Source organism: Acinetobacter sp. Ac8 (assembly GCF_055392545.1).
Window position 1 is genome coordinate 4,071,637 of sequence record NZ_AP043689.1, and the last position, 19,083, is coordinate 4,090,719.

General features: G+C 39.3%; 16 protein-coding genes. 5 read left to right on the forward strand and 11 right to left on the reverse strand.

All coding sequences use genetic code 11. From position 1 onward, the window contains the following. Window positions 1-129: 129 nt before the first annotated feature. On the reverse strand, window positions 130-1,164 hold the full coding sequence (locus ACZ5QH_RS19310; RefSeq protein ID WP_034614608.1) for an AraC family transcriptional regulator: 1,035 nt from the start codon (window positions 1,162-1,164) through the stop codon (window positions 130-132). A gap of 154 nt (window positions 1,165-1,318) precedes the next feature. Between ACZ5QH_RS19310 and ACZ5QH_RS19315 the strand changes: the two genes are divergently transcribed. Together ACZ5QH_RS19315 and ACZ5QH_RS19320 are read left to right on the forward strand one after the other, a co-directional pair. Continuing rightward, the gene (locus tag ACZ5QH_RS19315; RefSeq protein ID WP_303577414.1) at window positions 1,319-2,194 is read left to right on the forward strand and encodes a metal-dependent hydrolase; all 876 of its coding nucleotides are present in this window, start codon (window positions 1,319-1,321) and stop codon (window positions 2,192-2,194) included. Between the two features lie 71 nt (window positions 2,195-2,265). Beyond that, entirely contained in the window at window positions 2,266-3,141 is an 876-nt protein-coding gene (locus ACZ5QH_RS19320; RefSeq protein ID WP_166781863.1) for a metal-dependent hydrolase, read from the forward strand. Between the two features lie 29 nt (window positions 3,142-3,170). Here ACZ5QH_RS19320 and ACZ5QH_RS19325 read toward each other — a convergent pair whose 3' ends face one another. The 7 genes from ACZ5QH_RS19325 to ACZ5QH_RS19355 form a co-directional block, all read right to left on the reverse strand. Continuing rightward, window positions 3,171-4,166 carry a DUF2804 domain-containing protein gene (locus ACZ5QH_RS19325; RefSeq protein WP_303577415.1) on the reverse strand — a complete coding sequence of 332 codons (996 nt, stop codon included), beginning with the start codon at window positions 4,164-4,166 and terminating at the stop codon, window positions 3,171-3,173. A 213-nt stretch (window positions 4,167-4,379) separates the two neighbouring features. Continuing rightward, entirely contained in the window at window positions 4,380-4,757 is a 378-nt protein-coding gene (locus ACZ5QH_RS19330; RefSeq protein ID WP_105714433.1) for a DUF805 domain-containing protein, read from the reverse strand. Between the two features lie 219 nt (window positions 4,758-4,976). Beyond that, window positions 4,977-7,109, reverse strand: a complete 2,133-nt coding sequence (locus ACZ5QH_RS19335; protein ID WP_303577416.1) for a 3-hydroxyacyl-CoA dehydrogenase NAD-binding domain-containing protein — start codon at window positions 7,107-7,109, stop codon at window positions 4,977-4,979. An 11-nt stretch (window positions 7,110-7,120) separates the two neighbouring features. Beyond that, window positions 7,121-8,326, reverse strand: a complete 1,206-nt coding sequence (locus ACZ5QH_RS19340) for an acetyl-CoA C-acetyltransferase (protein ID WP_056513993.1) — start codon at window positions 8,324-8,326, stop codon at window positions 7,121-7,123. A 153-nt stretch (window positions 8,327-8,479) separates the two neighbouring features. Then, window positions 8,480-8,998 (reverse strand): GNAT family N-acetyltransferase, encoded by a 519-nt coding sequence (locus tag ACZ5QH_RS19345; protein ID WP_303577417.1) that lies wholly within the window; start codon window positions 8,996-8,998, stop codon window positions 8,480-8,482. Window positions 8,999-9,121: 123 nt separating this feature from the next. Next, window positions 9,122-9,583: a GNAT family N-acetyltransferase gene (locus tag ACZ5QH_RS19350; RefSeq protein ID WP_303577418.1), complete on the reverse strand. Its 462-nt coding sequence runs from the start codon at window positions 9,581-9,583 to the stop codon at window positions 9,122-9,124. Window positions 9,584-9,730: 147 nt separating this feature from the next. Further along, window positions 9,731-10,741 (reverse strand): AraC family transcriptional regulator, encoded by a 1,011-nt coding sequence (locus tag ACZ5QH_RS19355; protein ID WP_004724010.1) that lies wholly within the window; start codon window positions 10,739-10,741, stop codon window positions 9,731-9,733. A 211-nt stretch (window positions 10,742-10,952) separates the two neighbouring features. Here ACZ5QH_RS19355 and ACZ5QH_RS19360 point away from each other — a divergent pair, with 211 nt between their 5' ends. From ACZ5QH_RS19360 to ACZ5QH_RS19370, 3 genes are all read left to right on the forward strand, one after another. Beyond that, entirely contained in the window at window positions 10,953-12,071 is a 1,119-nt protein-coding gene (locus tag ACZ5QH_RS19360) for a CaiB/BaiF CoA transferase family protein (RefSeq protein WP_303577419.1), read from the forward strand. A 378-nt stretch (window positions 12,072-12,449) separates the two neighbouring features. Then, a complete protein-coding gene (locus ACZ5QH_RS19365; protein WP_303577420.1) occupies window positions 12,450-13,703 on the forward strand; it encodes a carbohydrate porin in 1,254 nt (417 codons plus the stop codon). Between the two features lie 153 nt (window positions 13,704-13,856). Continuing rightward, entirely contained in the window at window positions 13,857-16,244 is a 2,388-nt protein-coding gene (locus tag ACZ5QH_RS19370; protein ID WP_004817779.1) for a glucose/quinate/shikimate family membrane-bound PQQ-dependent dehydrogenase, read from the forward strand. Between the two features lie 162 nt (window positions 16,245-16,406). On the opposite strand, the gene ACZ5QH_RS19375 is transcribed toward ACZ5QH_RS19370, so the two are convergent. From ACZ5QH_RS19375 to ACZ5QH_RS19385, 3 genes are all read right to left on the reverse strand, one after another. Beyond that, window positions 16,407-16,811 carry an NUDIX hydrolase gene (locus ACZ5QH_RS19375; RefSeq protein WP_004817781.1) on the reverse strand — a complete coding sequence of 135 codons (405 nt, stop codon included), beginning with the start codon at window positions 16,809-16,811 and terminating at the stop codon, window positions 16,407-16,409. A gap of 22 nt (window positions 16,812-16,833) precedes the next feature. Next, on the reverse strand, window positions 16,834-18,003 hold the full coding sequence (locus ACZ5QH_RS19380; protein WP_303577421.1) for a low temperature requirement protein A: 1,170 nt from the start codon (window positions 18,001-18,003) through the stop codon (window positions 16,834-16,836). A gap of 177 nt (window positions 18,004-18,180) precedes the next feature. Then, window positions 18,181-18,645: a YybH family protein gene (locus ACZ5QH_RS19385; RefSeq protein WP_004724016.1), complete on the reverse strand. Its 465-nt coding sequence runs from the start codon at window positions 18,643-18,645 to the stop codon at window positions 18,181-18,183. Window positions 18,646-19,083 lie beyond the last annotated feature (438 nt).

Below are 19,083 nucleotides of genomic sequence, written 5' to 3' on the forward strand. Positions count from 1 at the left end.
CAATTCAACAATCAGATCAACCTGTGTTTTGAGCATAAATTAAAAAATCACAATCATACCAAACACTTAGATAGCAGCAACACTATCTAAGTGTTTGGTTTTTAAAGTATACTTTCTTTTCACTGTTTTTCACGATGACTTCAACTGTTGTTTTTTCTCGAGCAGGGTTTGCCCACTAAAGGCCTTATATGCTCTGGTTAAAGCTGACTGATCTGAATAACCTAACTGCATCGCTATTTCACTGAACGGCATGTGGCTTTCCAATAAAAACTCACAACGCTTCATCCGTTCAATCTCTACAATTTTCTTAAACGATGTCTGTAAGTCACTTAACTGTCGTTGTAAAGTCCGTGTGGATATATGAAGTTCTTGAGTAAGTTCTTCGATTTTTGGGGCGTGTTGTTTTAACTTTAAATATTCTGCCACAATCAAATGTAAGCGTTGAGCAATGGTTTCATAGCGAGGTTTAGACGCAATAGCCTCCTCTGCTTGTTTGACCAAAAGCTGCATTAAGGATGGATCTGCCTGTTGGATTTTTAAATTTAAACCTGCTGAGGCTAAGACAAAACTATATTGCGGTTGATGGAAAGAGACTTCACAGCCGTAGAACTTTTGATAATGATAGATTGCCATCTGTGGTGCATGAGCAAAATGCACCGCATGCAATGGAAATTGATTTGGCGGTACAATTTTACGCGCGAGATGCATCATTAACGCATTGGTAAATTCATTAATAAGAATATATTTTTCATGATGAAAGGGCCAAATTAAATGTACATATTCTCCCTTGAGCTGCATTTGCATTGGAATAACTTCGTCACCATCAATCACCAAACGGCTAAAGCGCATAATATTTTGTAAAGCTTCTGCCACGGTTGTACTTCGTGATGCCATATAGCCCAAAACACCAAAATGCTCAGGTCGCACATATTCTGCCATTTCAAACACGATCTGAGGGCAATCTAGCGCTTGTTTGGTTTTTTCAATCAGTTGATGAAAGAAGAAATAGGAAGATTGTGTATCAATCGGCTGTGACAAAATTCCAATTAAATGTTTTTTTTCATCCGCTTGTAAGAAATCAAGCGTCGCAAGATCAATCCCTCGTTCAGACAGATACATCTGCCAGAGATGAAAATAACCATTTGGGATCTGTAATTCCTGCATCGTCTTGCACTCTTTTTAATCCTTTAACTTAGAAAATTGACATTGCAAATTTTCATTTTGTCGTAAAATGTATAAAAAATGGCAATATCTGTCAAAACAAACTTGCAAAATCCCGACATACTGAAATCATCAACAGTGATGCAAGTAAAATAAAATGAATGCATTAGTTACATATCAGGTCGATCCAGTGGTTCGAACCAAGCTCAACTTTAAACTTGAGGAAGTACCACGTTTCTGGTTTGGTGGAGATCCATTCCGCACACGACTATTTGACGCACTCAGTCTGACCTTCCCCGATGGTGAGCGCTATTTCATAGAAAGTGTCCGACTCTTCCGTAACAAAATCACCGATCCAGATTTACAACAACGTGTTGCTGATTTTATTCGTCAAGAAGCGCAACATGGTATTGCGCATGATAAAATGAATCAGGTTATGAAAGATCAAGGCATGCCTGTCGATCAATTTATCCAACTTTTAAGTAAGATTTTTAAATTTGAATTGAGCCAACGCTCGCCTCAATACAATATTGCGATGACAGCTGCCGCTGAACATCTCACCGCTTTGATGGCAGAAACATTTTATCGCCATAAAGCAACCTTATCTGAAGCACACCCTTATGTCCGAGCCTTACTGGCATGGCATTCTATTGAAGAAATGGAACATCGAGATGTGGCCTTTGATGTGATGCAACAAGTCGGTGAGGTCCCCGACAACTTACGTCGATTTGCTTTAGCCTTTACCACCATAATGATGTTCAACTTCACCCTCTACCGTGCCAATATCATGCTTAAACATGATGGATTCAGCCGTATAGAACGTTTAAAAATGGCAACGCAAGGATTGCCTTGGTTCTTCGGTAAAAAAGGGATTTTATCTGCAATGAAAAATGAATATTTAGACTGGTTTAAAAAAGATTTTCATCCGAGCCAACACCCTGTAATTCGACAATATCAAGTTTGGGTCGATACGATGGCTGAAACCAATGATCCTATTCAAGCAGGTGAAGCATTTTGGCAGGCTGGGCTATAGCTGTCTTGATATAAACCGATCAGTTCTATCCTGAATAGGGATTTGAACTGAATAATGCGAGAAATAAAACAATGAATGCATATGTAAAACACCAAGTTGATCCTGTGGTTCGCAGCAATTTAGATTTTAGATTGAATGAAGTTCCACGCTTTTGGTTTGATAATGACCCTTTTCGTACCCGTATGTTTGATGCACTGAGTTTGACCTTTCCTGTAGGGGAAAGATATTTCATTCAAAGTGTTCGGGCACTGCGTGACAAAATCACCGATCCAGATTTACAGCAACGTGTCACGGATTTTATTCGACAAGAAGCACAGCACGGTATTGCACATGACAAAATGAATGAAGAAATGCTGCACCAAGGCATGCCTGTTGATCAGTTTGTAAAATTTATGGGTGCACATTTCGAACATATACTGAAACATCGTTCCAAACAGTACAACATTGCCATGACTGCCGCAGCAGAACATCTTACCGCATTAATGGCAGAAACTTTTTACAGTAAACAAGAGACTTTAGCAGAGGTTCACCCTTTTGTTCGTGCTCTATTTGCTTGGCATTCAATCGAAGAAATGGAACATCGAGATGTCGCTTTTGATGTCATGAAAGAGGTTGGAGAAGTTCCTGAAAACCTACGTAAATTTGCGCTTGCCTTTGTCACTTTACAAATGTTTGGATTTACCTTTTACCGCGCCAATGTCATGCTCAAATACGACGGATTCAGTCGTTTGCAACGTGCTAAATTTGCACTCAAAGGTATTCCATGGTTTTTTGGCAAACACGGTAAATTATCAGCAATGCGTGAACAATACTTAGATTGGTTTAAGCCTGATTTTCATCCGAGCCAACACCCTGTGATTCGACAATATCAGGTTTGGGTCGATGTTTTGGCCGAAACCAATGATCCGATTCAAGCAGGTGAAGCATTTTGGAAGGCTGCTTTATAAGGTTAAAAAAGCTTTAAATAAGAACAGCCTTACCATTTCGCGTAATGCTGTTCCAACAAGCCATAGGCTTGATCTAACTGAATACACTCACCCACTTCAGATTCGATGGTACCGCTAATACGTGATTGCCATTGACTAAACTGACTACCCACCAAACGTAAATTTAAGTTTTCAAATCTCCGCCAGCCGGTTTCTACCGTCAGATTTAATTTCTGGTCTAAAGAACGAATTGACCACACGTTCGTATCTAACTTTTCAAACAGTACATCGGCAACTGCATATAGAACGCCATTGACCCAAAGACAATTTTCATTGCCAAAACTTTCATTTACACCCGAAGCGAGGTTTAAACCTATACGGTTTCCTTGCGTATCCCAAAAGTTACACGATAACCAAAACCATGCTGTTTCGGGTCTTAGAAATCCACAGGTGTCATCGAGAGATGCCAATGTTTTTTCATTAAAATCTATACGCGCTTTGTCTTTATTGATAAAAAAGCCTTCTACAGCCAAGGTGGTTTTCTTTTGCGTATAAGTCCAACCATTAATACCATTGGGACTACACAAGCTTAAAGGCTCTGTTCCTGCACAAAAAATGCGGGCTTTTAACTGCTCTTCACCATTTCGAGTTGCCCGTATATAACGCACACCATTGGCATGTTGCATTTCAAATTCAAAAGGCGATTTACTAAAGTGACTTTGGCTATACAAAGGCTGCTCATCTAAGCTTGTCCCTCGCCCTAAGATCGTATTGGCATTCCATTCTAAAACTTCATTCGTTGAATGGTCATAGACATAAATAAAGCCATGCCCTGCCCAACCAATATCTGCTATTGCGATACCGATAGAATAGTGTTCATGCTGGATACCACAAAATTTAAACTTTTTATATTTTAAATGCTTACGCCAACCTGTTAATACTTTGCCATACGGGGTTTTGTAGATATATTGATTAACATTAATCTTACTCGGCACATCTTTAAAACGCCCATAACGGGGTTGACCATTGCTTTGTATTAAATCCATGTGAATTCCCAATCCTTTTATAAGGGAAGTATCAGACTTTAGTCGGTCCTTCGATTATTGCTATTTTTTCAAATTTAGCAACACCATCACACACCAAATCAATCCACTTTTATCACGATTTAACCTATAAAATATTCGCTTGATAGATAAAATTTAGCTTTGATTTAATTCATAAAAAATAGGGCAAATGCCCTATTTTTTAATCTGCAAAAATTACTTTGCAGGACCACCCCATTGATTTGTTTCAGGCTTGGTATCTGAAGCAAACCAGTAAATTAAAACAAAGGCACCAAAAGGAACAAAGATAAGCAGATACCACCAACCTGTCTTTCCTATATCATGTAAACGGCGAGCTGCAACTGAAATTGAAGGCACGATCAGTGCTAATACAGTGATCAAATACAACACAAACGGTTTTTTAAAAATGATTGAGTCTAAAATCACTGCAATGATCAGTACAACAAACTGTATCAATACAAAGTACCAATATTCTTTACGGCGAGCACGCCCAGAAAAGTTGGCATAATTACTTAGACATTTTTTAAACCAATCAATCGCATTATATTGATCTTCGGTTTTATTTTGTGACATTGCTTTTCTCTCTTTATTTTATAAGTGTTACTGACATTTTTTGTACTAAAGCTGTAGCCAGATACTAACTGGTTTTGCATGTTTTTCATACACTTTTATTCTATAAAAAGTAAAATCTATTCGAAAAAAGAAAGAGGTACTTGACCTCTTTCTGTGCAAATCATTGTCTAATCTATGCTTGAGACATTCATCTACAATTTTTAAAGCAATATATAAAAATCAGATAATCTTTCCATGTGGAATTTGATCAATTAACTTTTGCGGTACTTTAAAACGTTCGCCATATTTTGCTTCAAGCGAGTTCGCTCGAACTAGAGCTTTTTCTAAACCATACTGATTTAAGAATTGAATCGCACCACCCGTCCACGGCGCAAAGCCAATACCAAAAATCGAACCAATATTGGCATCAATCACAGATTCCAACACATGCTCTTCATAGCAACGTAAGGTATCTAAAGCTTGAACAAATAGGAAACGGTCGATCATTTCCTGCTCAGAAATATCAACATTTTTCGTCCAATGGCTTAAGCCATCCCAAAGATGCTTTTTACCACCTTCTGGATACTCATAAAAACCAGCACCTGCAGCCTTGCCTTTACGTTCAAAGGTGTGAATCATAGTTTCAATAACATCATCAGCACCTGAAAGCGGTAAATCCTTACCTTCAGCCTGAAGTGCTTTACGGGTTTCTTTGGCCACATGCTCAGAAAGTGTTAATGCCACTTCATCTTGAATCGCCAATGGGCCAACAGGCATACCTGCTTTCAGTGCTGCCATCTCAATACGTGCAGGATGTACGCCTTCATGCAGTAAACGTAGACCTTCTTGCACAAACGTTCCAAACACACGGCTGGTGAAGAAACCACGGCTATCATTGACCACAATTGGCGTTTTGCCAATTTGTTGCACATAGTCATAGGCTTTTGCTAAGGTTTCGGCAGAGGTGTTTTTACCTTTGATGATTTCAACCAATTGCATTTTATCGACAGGACTAAAGAAATGTAGACCAATAAAATGCGTATCATCTTTAGAGGCTTTGGCTAAACCTGTGATCGGTAATGTTGATGTATTTGAGGCCATGACACCATTATTGGCAAGAAATTGTTCCGCTTCTTGAGTCACTTTGGCTTTTAATTCTTGATTTTCAAATACAGCTTCGATAATCAAATCACAGTCTTTTAAGTCTTCTGCAGATGCTGTTGCGGTAATCAAACTTAAAACTTGATCACGCTTTTCCGCGCTCATACGACCTTGCGAAACACGTTTATCCAATAGTTTTTGACTATAAGCTTTACCTTTTTCAGCATTTTCCACAGAGACATCTTTTAGCACAACTTGAATGCCTTTGATTGCAGTCGAATATGCAATACCCGCGCCCATCATGCCTGCACCAAGTACACCCACTTTGGTCGCTTGCCACTTGGCAATATTTTTAGGACGACTTGCACCTGCTTTAATTGCATTCAAACCATGCCAGAATGTTCCAATCATATTCTTGGCAACTTGCCCTGTTGCAAGATAAGTAAAGTAACGCCCCTCTATACGGAAAGCGGTATCTACATCAACTTGGGCACCTTCAACTGCAGCGGCCATGATCGCTTCAGGCGCTGGATAACAGCCCTTGGTTTTATCACGCAACATTGCAGGTGCAATTGCCAGAATCTGAGCAACCGCAGGTGTTTTAGGATCGCCACCCGGAATTTTATAACCTTTCACATCATAAGGCTGTTGAGATTTTGGATTGGCTTTGATCCAAGCAATCGCTTTGTCCAGCATGTCTTGCTCGCTATCCGCAAGCTCATTGACCAAACCTAGAGACTTGGCTTTATCTACCCCAAATTGCTTACCTTCCATAAGGAATGGGAATGCATTTTGTAAACCCAGCAGGCGCACCATACGCACCACACCACCACCACCGGGAAGTAAGCCCAGTGTTACTTCTGGCAAACCTAATTTGGTTTTAGGATCATTTAAAGCAATACGATAATGGCAACTTAACGCAATTTCCCAACCACCACCTAGCGCTGTACCATTAATCGCCGCAACCACAGGAACACCTAAGGTATCAATCGTACGAAGATCACCTTTTAGCTTGGCAGTCCTATTAAAGAATTCAGTGGCATGTTCTGGCGTTACCTCAATCAGCTCATCCAGATCACCGCCGGCAAAAAAAGTTTTTTTCGCAGAGCGATAAATCACACCTTTTAAATCGGTTTCAGATTTAAGTTTAGACACAACATTTTCTAAAGCCACACGAAAATCAGCGTTCATGGTATTTGCAGACTGGTTTGGAGAGTCCATCGTTAAAATAACAATGCCATCCGCATTTTTTTCATATTGAATTGCACTCATTATTATTCTCCTTATACCAACTCAATAATGGTCGCAATACCCATGCCACCACCTACACACAATGTTGCTAGACCACGTTTTTTACCCTGACGTTCTAATTCATCAAGTAGCGTACCAAGAATCATTGCACCTGTTGCGCCCAATGGGTGCCCCATTGCAATCGCGCCCCCATTTACATTGACCTTTTCAGCAGGAACTTTAAGTTCAGTCATAAAACGCATCACCACAGATGCAAAGGCTTCATTCACTTCAAAGAGGTCAATATCGTCAATAGTGAGACCTGCTTTTGCCAGCGCCTTACGCGCAGCAGGTGCAGGACCTGTGAGCATGATGGTTGGATCTGTTCCAACCAATGCCGTTGCCAACACTTTTGCACGAGGTTTTAAGCCTTGCTCTTTGACTGCTTTTTCAGAAGCAATCAGCACCACAGCTGCGCCATCTACGATGCCCGATGAGTTTCCAGCATGATGTACATGGTTAATTTTTTGCGCTTCTGGATATTGTTGTAATGCAATCGCATCAAAGCCCATTCCACCCATCATTTCAAAACTTGGATTGAGTTTAGCCAAGCCTTCAGCAGTTGTGGTCGGTTTAATGAATTCATCTTTGTCAAGAATTGTAACACCAGCTTTATCTTTAACCGCAACCACAGACTGATCAAAGCGTCCCGCGGCCTGTGCAGCAGCAGCTTTACGTTGTGAGTTGGCAGCAAACTCATCCACATCTGTACGGCTATAGCCATCGAGCGTGGCAATTAAATCCGCGCCAATCCCTTGAGGAACAAAATGTGATTTTAAATTTGTTTCAGGATCCAGTGCCCAAGGTCCACCATCGGAACCCATTGGAATACGTGACATAGACTCTACGCCGCCAGCAACAACAATATCTTCCCAGCCTGAACGTACTTTTTGTGCAGCCATATTGACAGCTTCAAGACCTGAAGCACAGAAACGATTGATTTGCACACCGGCAACATCATTGTCCCAGCCTGCCGCAATTGCAGCAGTTTTAGCAATATCACCGCCTTGATCGGCAATTGGTGTTACACAACCCAGTACGATATCGTCTACTTTTGAAGTATCAAGCTGGTGACGATCTTTCAATTCATTAAGCAATGTGGTTAATAATGTAATTGGTTTCACTTCATACAGTGAACCATCTTTTTTTCCTTTTCCGCGTGGTGTGCGAATGGCATCAATGATGTAAGCCTCGCTCATAGCTGTTCCTTCTTATGACTTCTAGGTTGTTATCTGCTTTGAGTGTACGTTATAAAGTTGAGAGTTCAATGACGAGAACGAAATAGTCAGTTGATATTTTTTGTCAATTGGCTGGTTTGCTCTGAATGGGTAAACAAAAACAAATCGCGTATTTCAATTAAGCGCCAATCTCATTGCACATCTGCTGTTACGAGAAAAACCATATGCAACTTCATGCTCAAGTTTATGCTCAAGATATAGAGGCATCTCAAGCGCATTGATCTTTTCAAAGCCTAATTTTTCATAAAATGGTCGATTCCAAATCACATCATGAAAGGTGGTTAAGGTCACAGCATCACAGCCCTCTCCCTGAGCAGTAGCAATCACATATTCAATCAATTGCCGACCGATCCCTTGTTTTTGAAATGCGGCACTCACATCTAACTCGATAATATAGAAATCAAGCGCTTGTCTTTCTGCATATAAAAAACCTGTAGCTTGATTCTTTTGATTAATCGCGACAAATGCATAAGCAGAAGAAATCAATTGTAAGTGATCTTGTGCTGACAATACGGGGCTTTCAACCAGCCAAGATAACTCGGGAATACTTGAAAATGCTTGTGTAGCAGATTTTTCTATTTCGATCAGTTGCGCTATATCTGAGGGATCAATTTTTCTAATCAAACATGTCATCTATATATCCAGTCAAAAATATTTTAAATAGCATCTAACGACTTAGCTCAAACCTAAAATAAGCAGGTCCGATATTCTCTTTTTTCACAATCATCACAATCATAGCGAAGATTATTCAATGCGCTATTGAGTGGATAAATCTAAATGATAGAACTGATTGAAATCAGACTCTTGATATTCTGAAAAAGAAGCACCTTTGATAAAGCCAAATTTTTTATACAAGCAAATTGCGGGTTCAAAAGATGAGTGTGTTCCCGTTTCCAAACTCAATTTTTGGTATTCACGTTGTTGTGCAATCAATAAAAGATGTTTCAGCATTTCTGTTGCAGCACCTTTACGTAAATGTTTGGGATGTGTCCGCATAGACTTTAATTCAGCATGTGTAGATGACAACTCTTGAATTGCACCACAAGCTAAAAGTTCATTTTGTTCCCAAAGGGTAAAAAAGCTAATTTCAGGTTGTTGTAACGCAGTTAGATTTAATGCAAAACTATGCTCAATCGGTGAGTTTTCATGCATACCATGTAAATGAATTCTGAGTAAATCTTGTACTTGCACATCATCAAACTCAGCAAGTCTAATCATTTTTTAATACCCTATTCTTGAAAATTCTTTCACTTTATCGCTTATATCTTACAAGAAATTTTATGTGAAATGATCAGGCATAAAAAAGCCCAAGTATCACTTGGGCTTAGGATCAGCAAAATTACTTTTGAATTCATCTATGTCGAATTAATGATAACCATGCAATTGACGATAAAGCCCTGGGGTAACCCCTGTCCATTTTTTAAATGCGCGATGGAAGGTACTGGTTTCACTAAAGCCCACTTGTTGTGCTACATCTTCCAAGGTTAAATCCGGATTTAACAACAAATGAATCGCAGCATCTCGACGTAAGGCATCTTTAACACCTTGGTAACTCTTACCTTCTGCTGCCAAGCGACGGCGCAAGGTTTGTGGTGATAAATACAACATTGAAGCCACATCATTTAAGGTTGGCATTTCTTCACCAATTTGACTCTTTAAGACTTCACGAATACGCGAAGTTAAAGAATTGGTATTTTTGAATTTCACCAAAAGCTGAGCAGGCGCAGCTTTTAAAAACTCTTCTAAACTTGCTTCATCCTGACGAATCGGTAAATCCAAATAGTCTGCGGCAAAAGTAATTTCAGTACGTGGCATATCAAATTGCATCACAGGTGCAAAGAACAGCGCATCATACTCATCTGCATGATTTGGACGCGGGTAACCAAAATGTACCCGTTCTAAAGGAATACGACGTTCAATTAACCATGAAGCTAAACCATGCCAAATCATCAACATACTTTCAGTAATAAAATGATCAGGATCCATAGTTTTTGGAATCAATGGCACTAAACGCGCTTCATGTTTGTCACGTTCGACCGCGACCGACCATTCATCCCCAAACAATTTATAAAATTGTGATGATAACTCTAAAGCATCACCCAAAGTTTTAGCGTGGATAATCAATTGGCACATGATGGCAAAAGATCCCAAACGACGAGGTTGGATATCAAAGCCAACATGTTCATCTTGGGTCACCATCCACAGCATTTTCACAAAACGTGTATATTGCTCTGGTGAAATACGTGCTTTAGGTTGGCGAAGTAATTCTGCTTCTATGCCAACATGTGAAAGTAAGGTGTCAACATCCATTCCTAGACGCTTCACACCTGTTAAGGCGGCATTCACAAAATGGATACTGATCGTATCACGACTCATGGTAAATCCTTCACTCTCTTTGATGTTCACTAACAATTGACCTAAATGACGCTAAAAAATGTTTTATTGGCGATTTACAACAGTGCAGATCACCTTTTTACATCATAAATTGCCGAAATGATCAAGGTAAATGGCTGAACATGACATTGTTTTGTTAATTTTATATTTCTATTATGGGTGTAAAATCAAGACAGTATTGGTAAAAACAATTATGACAACAGCTTTAAAGGGATTGAAAGTACTCGATTTTTCCACTTTATTACCCGGTCCATTTGCAACTTTATACCTTGCAGACCTAGGTGCAGAAGTGATCCATATTGAATCGCCAACGCGTCCAGATCTGGTGCGCTTGTTCCCGCCTTATGCCAATGGACAAGCGACTTCACACAGTTATCTCAACCGAAATAAACAATCCGTCACTTTAGATTTAAAAGATCCTGCCAGCATTGAGCAAGTTAAACAGAAGATTTCTGAGTTTGATATTGTCGTTGAACAATTTCGTCCGGGGGTAATGCAACGTTTGGGTTTGGATTATCAAACTTTGGCTGAAATTAACCCACGTTTAATTTACTGTTCAATTACGGGTTATGGCCAAACTGGCTCATATAGAGATAAAGCTGGACATGATATTAACTATATTGCCCTGTCTGGTATCGCTGGACACTGTGGCCGCCAAGACAGTGGACCACCGCCGATGGGGATTCAAATCGCAGATGTGGCAGGTGGATCCTTACATGCTGTCATCGGTATTCTTGCTGCTGTAGTTGAACGCCAAAATAGTGGTCTGGGACAATATATTGATATTTCCATGACCGATTGTGTGGTGGGACTCAATAATATGGCAGCCGCAGCCAGTTTGGCGGGTGGTCAACAGCAGCAACGTGAATCTGAACAACTTAATGGCGGGACTTTTTATGATTATTATGAAACAGCCGATGCTCGTTACTTATCTATTGGTAGCTTAGAGCCACAATTTATGACTGGACTGGCAAGCGCCTTAGAATTGCCAATCCTTCTACAAAAAGGTGCTTCTTTCGATACTGAAGATCGTCAAATGGTCAAGCAAGCGATTCGAGATAAAATTAAAAGTAAAAATCTGGCTGAATGGAATCAACTGTTTGAACAACTGGACGTTTGCGTAGAACCCGTATTGAGTTTAGACGAAGCACTGCAATCCCAAATTTCTCAACAACGCAATTGGGTGGTCAATGTGCCATTGAAGTCAAATTCAGATCAAACTGAACCACAGTTAGCCTGTCCAATTAAGTTTTCAAGATCACAAATGCAATATCACTATATTGGCCAACAACTGGGTGAAGGGACATGGTAATTGCCCATTTAATACAACACAATTCAAGTTAAATAAAATTACAATTCTGTCATCTTCTTTACAATTTGTATAATTTGTAACCTCAGCATCCTGTGTAATCTTAATTCTAAATAGGTTACACAGGTAAGCTGATCTTTTCAGATCAATTTTAATCCATGGTTTTTCAATTAATTTTTAAATAAAATTTAGTGGTTTAAAAACAATAGATTAAATTGACCAAAAACAACCACAAAGCAAATATTCATTTATTAAAAAATTATCACCATGAGATAAAATACTCACATTAATTACAATTAAAAGTCAAAAATAATAGATTTTTATACAAATATGAGAGTATTATAAATAATTAGTTACAAAGTGTTATCAAGGTCACCAAATATGAATAAATCTAAAGGTCACTTTTATTGGGCTATCAGCTTATTATCTTTATGTAGTTCTTTTCAAAGTGCTCATGCAGCTGAAGCATTTAATGCAGAAAGCCCATGGATGTTTGGTGATTGGAACGGAAAAAGAACCGAGCTCCAACAAAAAGGTTATGACTTCAGCTTCGGCTATACCGGCGAATTAGCCACCTTATTAGATTCAAAAAACCATTCGAGCCATGGCACTGAGTATGCAGATCAGTTTGCGATTGGTAGTCATGTAGACTTGGAAAAAGTGCTTGGATGGAAAGACACTGAAGCCCAAATCACCATCACTGAACGTAATGGTCGTTCATTGTCGCAAACCTCTGATGCCCTTGCAGGACAACTCAGTTCAACCCAAGAAGTTTGGGGGCGTGGTCAAACTTGGCGCTTAACTGATTTTTGGATTAAGAAAAAATTCTTTGATCAAAAACTAGATATTAAAGTGGGCCGTTTTGGCGAAGGCGAGGATTTTAACAGCTTTGACTGTGATTTTCAAAACCTTGCACTTTGTGGCTCTCAAGTGGGTAACTGGGTAGGCGACCAATGGTATAACTGGCCTGTTAGCCAATGGGCTGCGCGGGTTAAATATAACATCCAACCTGATTTATATGCTCAAGTCGGTGCTTATGAATACAATCCTGAAAACTTAGAACGTGGCAAGGGGTTTAACTTAAGTACAGACGGTTCACGTGGTGCAATTATTCCTGCGGAAGTGGTTTGGCAACCAAAACTCAGTGCTGCAAAATTACCAGGCGAATATCGTTTGGGCTATTACTACAGTACTGTCGATGCACAACGCATTAAAAATCCGAATGAAACAGATCATAAACAAGGTGGATGGCTGGTTGCCAAGCAACAACTTACAGCACATCACGGTGATGCACGTCGTGGCTTAACGGGTTTCATTAATTTAACCCTTCATGACTCAGACACAAACACTGTCGACAATATGCAAAATATTGGATTGATCTATAAAGGTCCTTTCGATGCGCGTCCTCAAGATGATGTGGCCATTGGTTTTTCTCGTATCAGCATCAACAATGATGTGAACAACACTCAAATTCGTCAACAAGATGAAGAGTACAACACTGAAATTTACTACGGTGTACATGCAACAAATTGGCTGACGATCCGTCCAAATGTGCAATATATTCGCCATGTTGGTGCATATAAAGATGGTGAAAATGCATGGGTTGGCGGTATTAAATTCCAAACTGCATTCTAGTGTTATAGATCATAAATATTTCGATGCCATTTTAACCATTTCTCTCCCCTCGCATCGAAATATTTAAAATCTAAAAATTTAAACAATGTGCTTCATCAATCCTCAATGGAAAGGTAAAGCGTAAAAAATTAATCAAATAGATAGGTGGTCAATATGCAAACTCCATCTTCAGGACTCAGAACATTAACAGTTGTGATTGCAATTGTTTTCGGTGTAGTTCTATTAGGCGGCGGAGTATGGCTGGCAGTACTGGGTGGGTCTTGGTACTACATCATTGCCGGGATACTTTTCATTGCAACAGCAATCTTATTACGCAAATTAAATAGTTCTGCTTTATATGTTTATGCAGCATTAGTACTCGGCACAGTTGTCTGGGGACTATGGGAAGTCGGTTCAGACTTCTTCGCGCTTGCACCGCGTTTAGATATTTTAGGTGTGTTTGGCTTATGGCTACTCATTCCAGCAGTAACACGTGGTTTCGACGCCAAAGGTGCTAAAATTGCACTTTCAGGTACATTGGCGATCACCATTGCGGTTATGGCTTATTCTATCTTTAATGATCCACAAGAAATTCGTGGGACTTTAACCAGTAAACAGCCAACGCCAGCAGCGATTGATGGTATTGCGGATGCAGACTGGCCAGCTTATGGTCGGACTCAATCCGGTTTACGTTATTCTCCGTTGAACCAAATCAACTCAGAGAACGTTAAAGATCTTAAAGTTGCTTGGACCTATCGTACAGGTGAATTCAAGACTGAAAATGATTCAGGCGAAACAACCAATCAGGTCACACCGATTAAAATCGGGAATAACATGTACCTGTGTACCACCCATCAAAAATTGGTTTCTCTTGATCCTTCTACCGGTAAAGAGAAATGGGTATTTGATCCAAAACTCAAAGCTGATAATACCTTCCAACATTTAACTTGTCGTGGTGTTTCTTATTACGATGCAGATAATACCGTTGGTTTCGCAGCAAGTTTACAAGCGAAAAAATCTTCGTCTACCGAATGCCCGCGTAAAGTTATTTTACCAGTCAATGATGGTCGTATCGTTGCGGTAAATGCTGAAACAGGTAAAGCATGTTCTGACTTCGGTCATAACGGTGAAGTTGATTTACAAAAGGACATGCCATTCCCTTATCCGGGTGGTTATATTCCAACATCACCACCTGTTGTCACAGGCACCACAATTATCATTGGTGGTTCAACGACAGATAACTATTCTACTCAAGAGCCTTCTGGTGTTATCCGTGGTTATGATGTAAATACAGGTGCATTGCTTTGGGTATTTGACACAGGTGCTGAAAATCCAAATCAGATTCCGGGTCCTGGTCAGAAATATGTCCAAAACTCACCGAATGCATGGGCTCCACTTGCATATGATGCAAAACTCGATATCGTTTATGTACCAACAGGTGTAGGTACGCCAGATATTTGGGGTGGTAACCGCACAAAACTGCATGAACGTTATGCAAACTCAATGTTAGCAATCAATGCAACAACGGGTAAATTGATCTGGAACTTCCAAACAACTCACCATGATTTATGGGATATGGATGTACCATCACAACCAACCTTAGCGGATATCAAAGATAAAACTGGGCAAACTGTTCCAGCAATCTATGTATTGACTAAAACAGGTAATGCCTTTGTTTTAGACCGCCGTAACGGTAAAGCAATTGTACCGATTAACGAACGTCCAGTACCACAAAGTGTAAAACGTGGTCCGCAAACTAAAGGTGAATTCTATTCTCCAACACAGCCGTTCTCAGACTTTAACTTAGCACCTCAAGAAAAATTAACGGATAAACAAATGTGGGGCGCAACCATGTTTGACCAGTTAATTTGTCGTGTGTCATTCCACAAGTTAAATTATGACGGTATTTATACCCCACCTTCAGAAAACGGAACTTTAGTTTTCCCTGGTAACTTGGGTGTATTTGAATGGGGTGGTTTATCACTTAACCCTGATCGTCAAATCGCAGTTATGAATCCAATTGGCCTACCTTTTGTCAGTCGATTGATTCCTGCTGATCCGAACCGTAAACAAACAGCCAAAGGTGCAGGTACAGAAGCGGGTGTTCAACCTATGTATGGCGTTCCTTACGGTGTTGAAATCAGTGCATTCCTTTCACCATTTGGCTTACCATGTAAACAACCTGCATGGGGTTATGTTGCTGGTGTAGATTTGAAAACGCATGATGTTGCTTGGAAACGTCGTATTGGTACAATTCGTGACAGTATGCCTGGTATTCCATTGCCACCATTTAAAATGGGTGTGCCAATGTTAGGTGGTTCGATCTCAACTGCGGGTAATGTGATGTTCATTGGTGCGACTCAAGATGATTACATCCGAGCAATCAATGTCAGCAATGGTGATGAGCTGTGGAAAGGTCGTCTACCTGCGGGTGGGCAAGCAACACCGATGACCTATGAAAGCAATGGTAAACAATACGTTGTGATCATGGCGGGTGGTCACGGTTCATTTGGTACCAAAATGGGTGACTCAATCGTTGCTTATGCATTACCAGATAAATAATCTTAAATTGAGGTAAATAAAAAACAGGTCTTGATGACCTGTTTTTTATTGCTTTATCTAAACCCATACCCTTGTATAAAAGTGAATCTGCTTTTTGGATGAGACGGATGTTCTATCCCCCGTTTGATCGCGATATCCATATCACCGTGCGATAACCAATCCTTAAAATGCCCTGCTCTTTACCTGACCATCAAAATGAAAACAATCTTCTATACGAATTTTTTGCACAGCTGAAAGTTGCTCAAAGTCAAACCATCGATACTCAGAATGCTCATCACTTAAATTGATTGGTTGATCGTTCTGCAATGTACACCTAAACATAAATGCGTGGGAATTTACTGCAGAATGATAATAAACCCCTGATAAATATTCGATCAAAACTTCGCAGCCTAATTCTTCTTGGCACTCACGAATCAGCGCCTCATGCACTGTTTCACCTTGATCCAATCCACCACCCGGTAAACCCCATGCACAATCAGCATAAGTCGCTTTCAATAACAGGACTTGTCGATTTTCATTAAAAATCACAGCGTGCGAACTCAAACGATAAAAATCATGAAATCCCATTGCTCAAAACCCACTTAATTGATTATCTTGCCAAATAACACTTTGAAAAAATTAAACGTAGCGCATAAACAATTGCCATAACAAAAACAGCATAACCCACTTGGGTAAAGATCATCGGAATACAGAGTACGATGGCGGCTGTAATTGGATAAAACCATTTTTTGATCCCTGAAAGATGGTGAATTTCCTGTAGTAACCAAAGGCTCGCAGTATAGACAATCAAAGAGATCGCAACAAAATAACTGACGATGTCAGCCGAGATCTCAGCCTTATGCGTCACCACATCCACCGCAGCAGCTAAACCTGCACCAAGGGCGGCAATACTCACGAAAATAAAAAAGTGACCATAGCCCCATGAAAATGCACGTTTGCGGCTATTGAGTCGTTCAGCCACATCATGATCAAAATATGCCCACCACATGGTAAACATAATCAATAAGCCACCAATGGTCAAAAAGATTAATTCTTGGCTTAACAACTGATTGTTTAATGCATCAGAAATTGCAGCAAAACTTCCAATGATCGATTCACCAAGGACAATGATGGTGAGTAAGGCATAACGCTCAGAAATATGATGTGGATGCCACGGCGTCATGTTATGTGCTTCCGCAAAGATCGGCACACTCAGTTCAGCGATAACCAAGAGTAGAAATAAATAAATGGTGAAATTAATCGGGGTAAAGTGAAAAAGTAACCAGCCAATCTGTACGATGATAATACCAGCTGCATATCTCACCGCTGTTTGTTTACGCTCAGGATCATTTTTGGCAACACGAAACCATTGTGTAACGAGTCCCAAGCGCATGATGACATAACCAATAATGATCACATCAAAATCTTGTTGCTGAAACGCAAACGGGATCCCTGCTGCAATCACAAGTGAACCAATAATCTGCACAAAGGTCATGATTCGATAAAATACATCATCATTGTCATAGGCAGATGCAAACCAGCTAAAGTTCATCCATGCCCACCACAACGCAAAGAACACCATAAAATAAAGTGTTAAGCCATGCAATAAATGATTTTCGATAATACTATGGTGTAATTGTTGTCCTGCAGTCGCAATGGCGACCACAAAAATCAAATCAAATAACAATTCTAATGAGGTTGCGGCGCGATGTGGTTCGTGCGGATTTCGTGGCGCAAGTGGCTTTAACCACCCGTATTTTACAAATAATGAATTTGGCATTATTTTCACATTATTGAGATTATTATCATGATTTTTTCAAAACTCCATCTTTCATTCAAGTAAAAAACTGAGTTCTTTTGACAATTTTGTTAATGATCTAACATCGATCTCGCAAATTTAAAAATACACAAATAAAAAGCCCAATCAAAGGGCTTAATAACAAACAAATCTAGCTTGCTAAACCACTAATTTCAATTTAGCAATATCCTTGATCACGATCGCTTTACCCGTGCTCATATCAATCGGCATCGAAATATGTTGATGTACGACTAACCATTGATCACCTTTCTTTTTCAGGCACAATGTTGTTCGACACCATGGCATCTGCAGCTTATCTTTAAGCACAGAATTTTCCACTTTTGAATGGCAATGCAATACAGCTAAATCGTTTGACGCATAGATTTTCATATTGCGACGCACAATTTGCACATTCTCACTAAAATATGGACTGAACTTCTCCCATTCTTTCTTGTACGCATCGATACCGTCTAATTGTATACTCACATCAAACATATTGATATCATCCGCACATTGATCTAATAGATGATCAATTTTATTACCAAGAACAGCAGCATCCCATAATTCAATTTGAGATATTATCTCGTCGGCAATTTTCACATTACCATCGATTGCTATTTTCATCATAAAACCTCATTATTCTTATTTGTGATGAATTTAACACTTAATAAGTATTATGTGAAGTGTTTTGTTTATTTTTTCATATCTAATCAATTTAAATCAAAATAATCACTGTTCATTAATCTGATTTAAGCAGTTTATAAAACCAACCGTATTCTGCTTAGATATTAACCAAAACCTTTCACAAAAATAAATCACTCAATAATACAAATAGATATAAAAAATTTGTACTTCAGCATAAAAAGCTTATTCTTAATTTAGTTAATAATTCTTCAATAATTTATTAACCAAATTTAATAATCTTTTTAATTAATGTTGAAGCTGTTATTAAATAATCATTCTCCTTTTATTTAATATTGAAGTTAGCCTAACATATTTAAACTTTAAAAAATCTTTAAAAAAATCATAAATGACTATGAGAAAAAATCATACTACCCTTCC

What these genes read in the sequence shown, in the direction of transcription:
- ACZ5QH_RS19335 (WP_303577416.1), bottom strand. Translation starts at nt 7,109, where the DNA reads ATGAGTGCAATTCAATATGAAAAAAATGCGGATGGCATTGTTATTTTA.
- ACZ5QH_RS19380 (WP_303577421.1), bottom strand. Translation starts at nt 18,003, where the DNA reads ATGCCAAATTCATTATTTGTAAAATACGGGTGGTTAAAGCCACTTGCG.
- ACZ5QH_RS19330 (WP_105714433.1), bottom strand. Translation starts at nt 4,757, where the DNA reads ATGTCACAAAATAAAACCGAAGATCAATATAATGCGATTGATTGGTTT.
- ACZ5QH_RS19375 (WP_004817781.1), bottom strand. Translation starts at nt 16,811, where the DNA reads ATGGGATTTCATGATTTTTATCGTTTGAGTTCGCACGCTGTGATTTTT.
- ACZ5QH_RS19325 (WP_303577415.1), bottom strand. Translation starts at nt 4,166, where the DNA reads ATGGATTTAATACAAAGCAATGGTCAACCCCGTTATGGGCGTTTTAAA.
- ACZ5QH_RS19315 (WP_303577414.1), top strand. Translation starts at nt 1,319, where the DNA reads ATGAATGCATTAGTTACATATCAGGTCGATCCAGTGGTTCGAACCAAG.
- ACZ5QH_RS19340 (WP_056513993.1), bottom strand. Translation starts at nt 8,326, where the DNA reads ATGAGCGAGGCTTACATCATTGATGCCATTCGCACACCACGCGGAAAA.
- ACZ5QH_RS19365 (WP_303577420.1), top strand. Translation starts at nt 12,450, where the DNA reads ATGAATAAATCTAAAGGTCACTTTTATTGGGCTATCAGCTTATTATCT.
- ACZ5QH_RS19320 (WP_166781863.1), top strand. Translation starts at nt 2,266, where the DNA reads ATGAATGCATATGTAAAACACCAAGTTGATCCTGTGGTTCGCAGCAAT.
- ACZ5QH_RS19360 (WP_303577419.1), top strand. Translation starts at nt 10,953, where the DNA reads ATGACAACAGCTTTAAAGGGATTGAAAGTACTCGATTTTTCCACTTTA.
- ACZ5QH_RS19350 (WP_303577418.1), bottom strand. Translation starts at nt 9,583, where the DNA reads ATGATTAGACTTGCTGAGTTTGATGATGTGCAAGTACAAGATTTACTC.
- ACZ5QH_RS19370 (WP_004817779.1), top strand. Translation starts at nt 13,857, where the DNA reads ATGCAAACTCCATCTTCAGGACTCAGAACATTAACAGTTGTGATTGCA.
- ACZ5QH_RS19345 (WP_303577417.1), bottom strand. Translation starts at nt 8,998, where the DNA reads ATGACATGTTTGATTAGAAAAATTGATCCCTCAGATATAGCGCAACTG.
- ACZ5QH_RS19385 (WP_004724016.1), bottom strand. Translation starts at nt 18,645, where the DNA reads ATGAAAATAGCAATCGATGGTAATGTGAAAATTGCCGACGAGATAATA.
- ACZ5QH_RS19355 (WP_004724010.1), bottom strand. Translation starts at nt 10,741, where the DNA reads ATGAGTCGTGATACGATCAGTATCCATTTTGTGAATGCCGCCTTAACA.
- ACZ5QH_RS19310 (WP_034614608.1), bottom strand. Translation starts at nt 1,164, where the DNA reads ATGCAGGAATTACAGATCCCAAATGGTTATTTTCATCTCTGGCAGATG.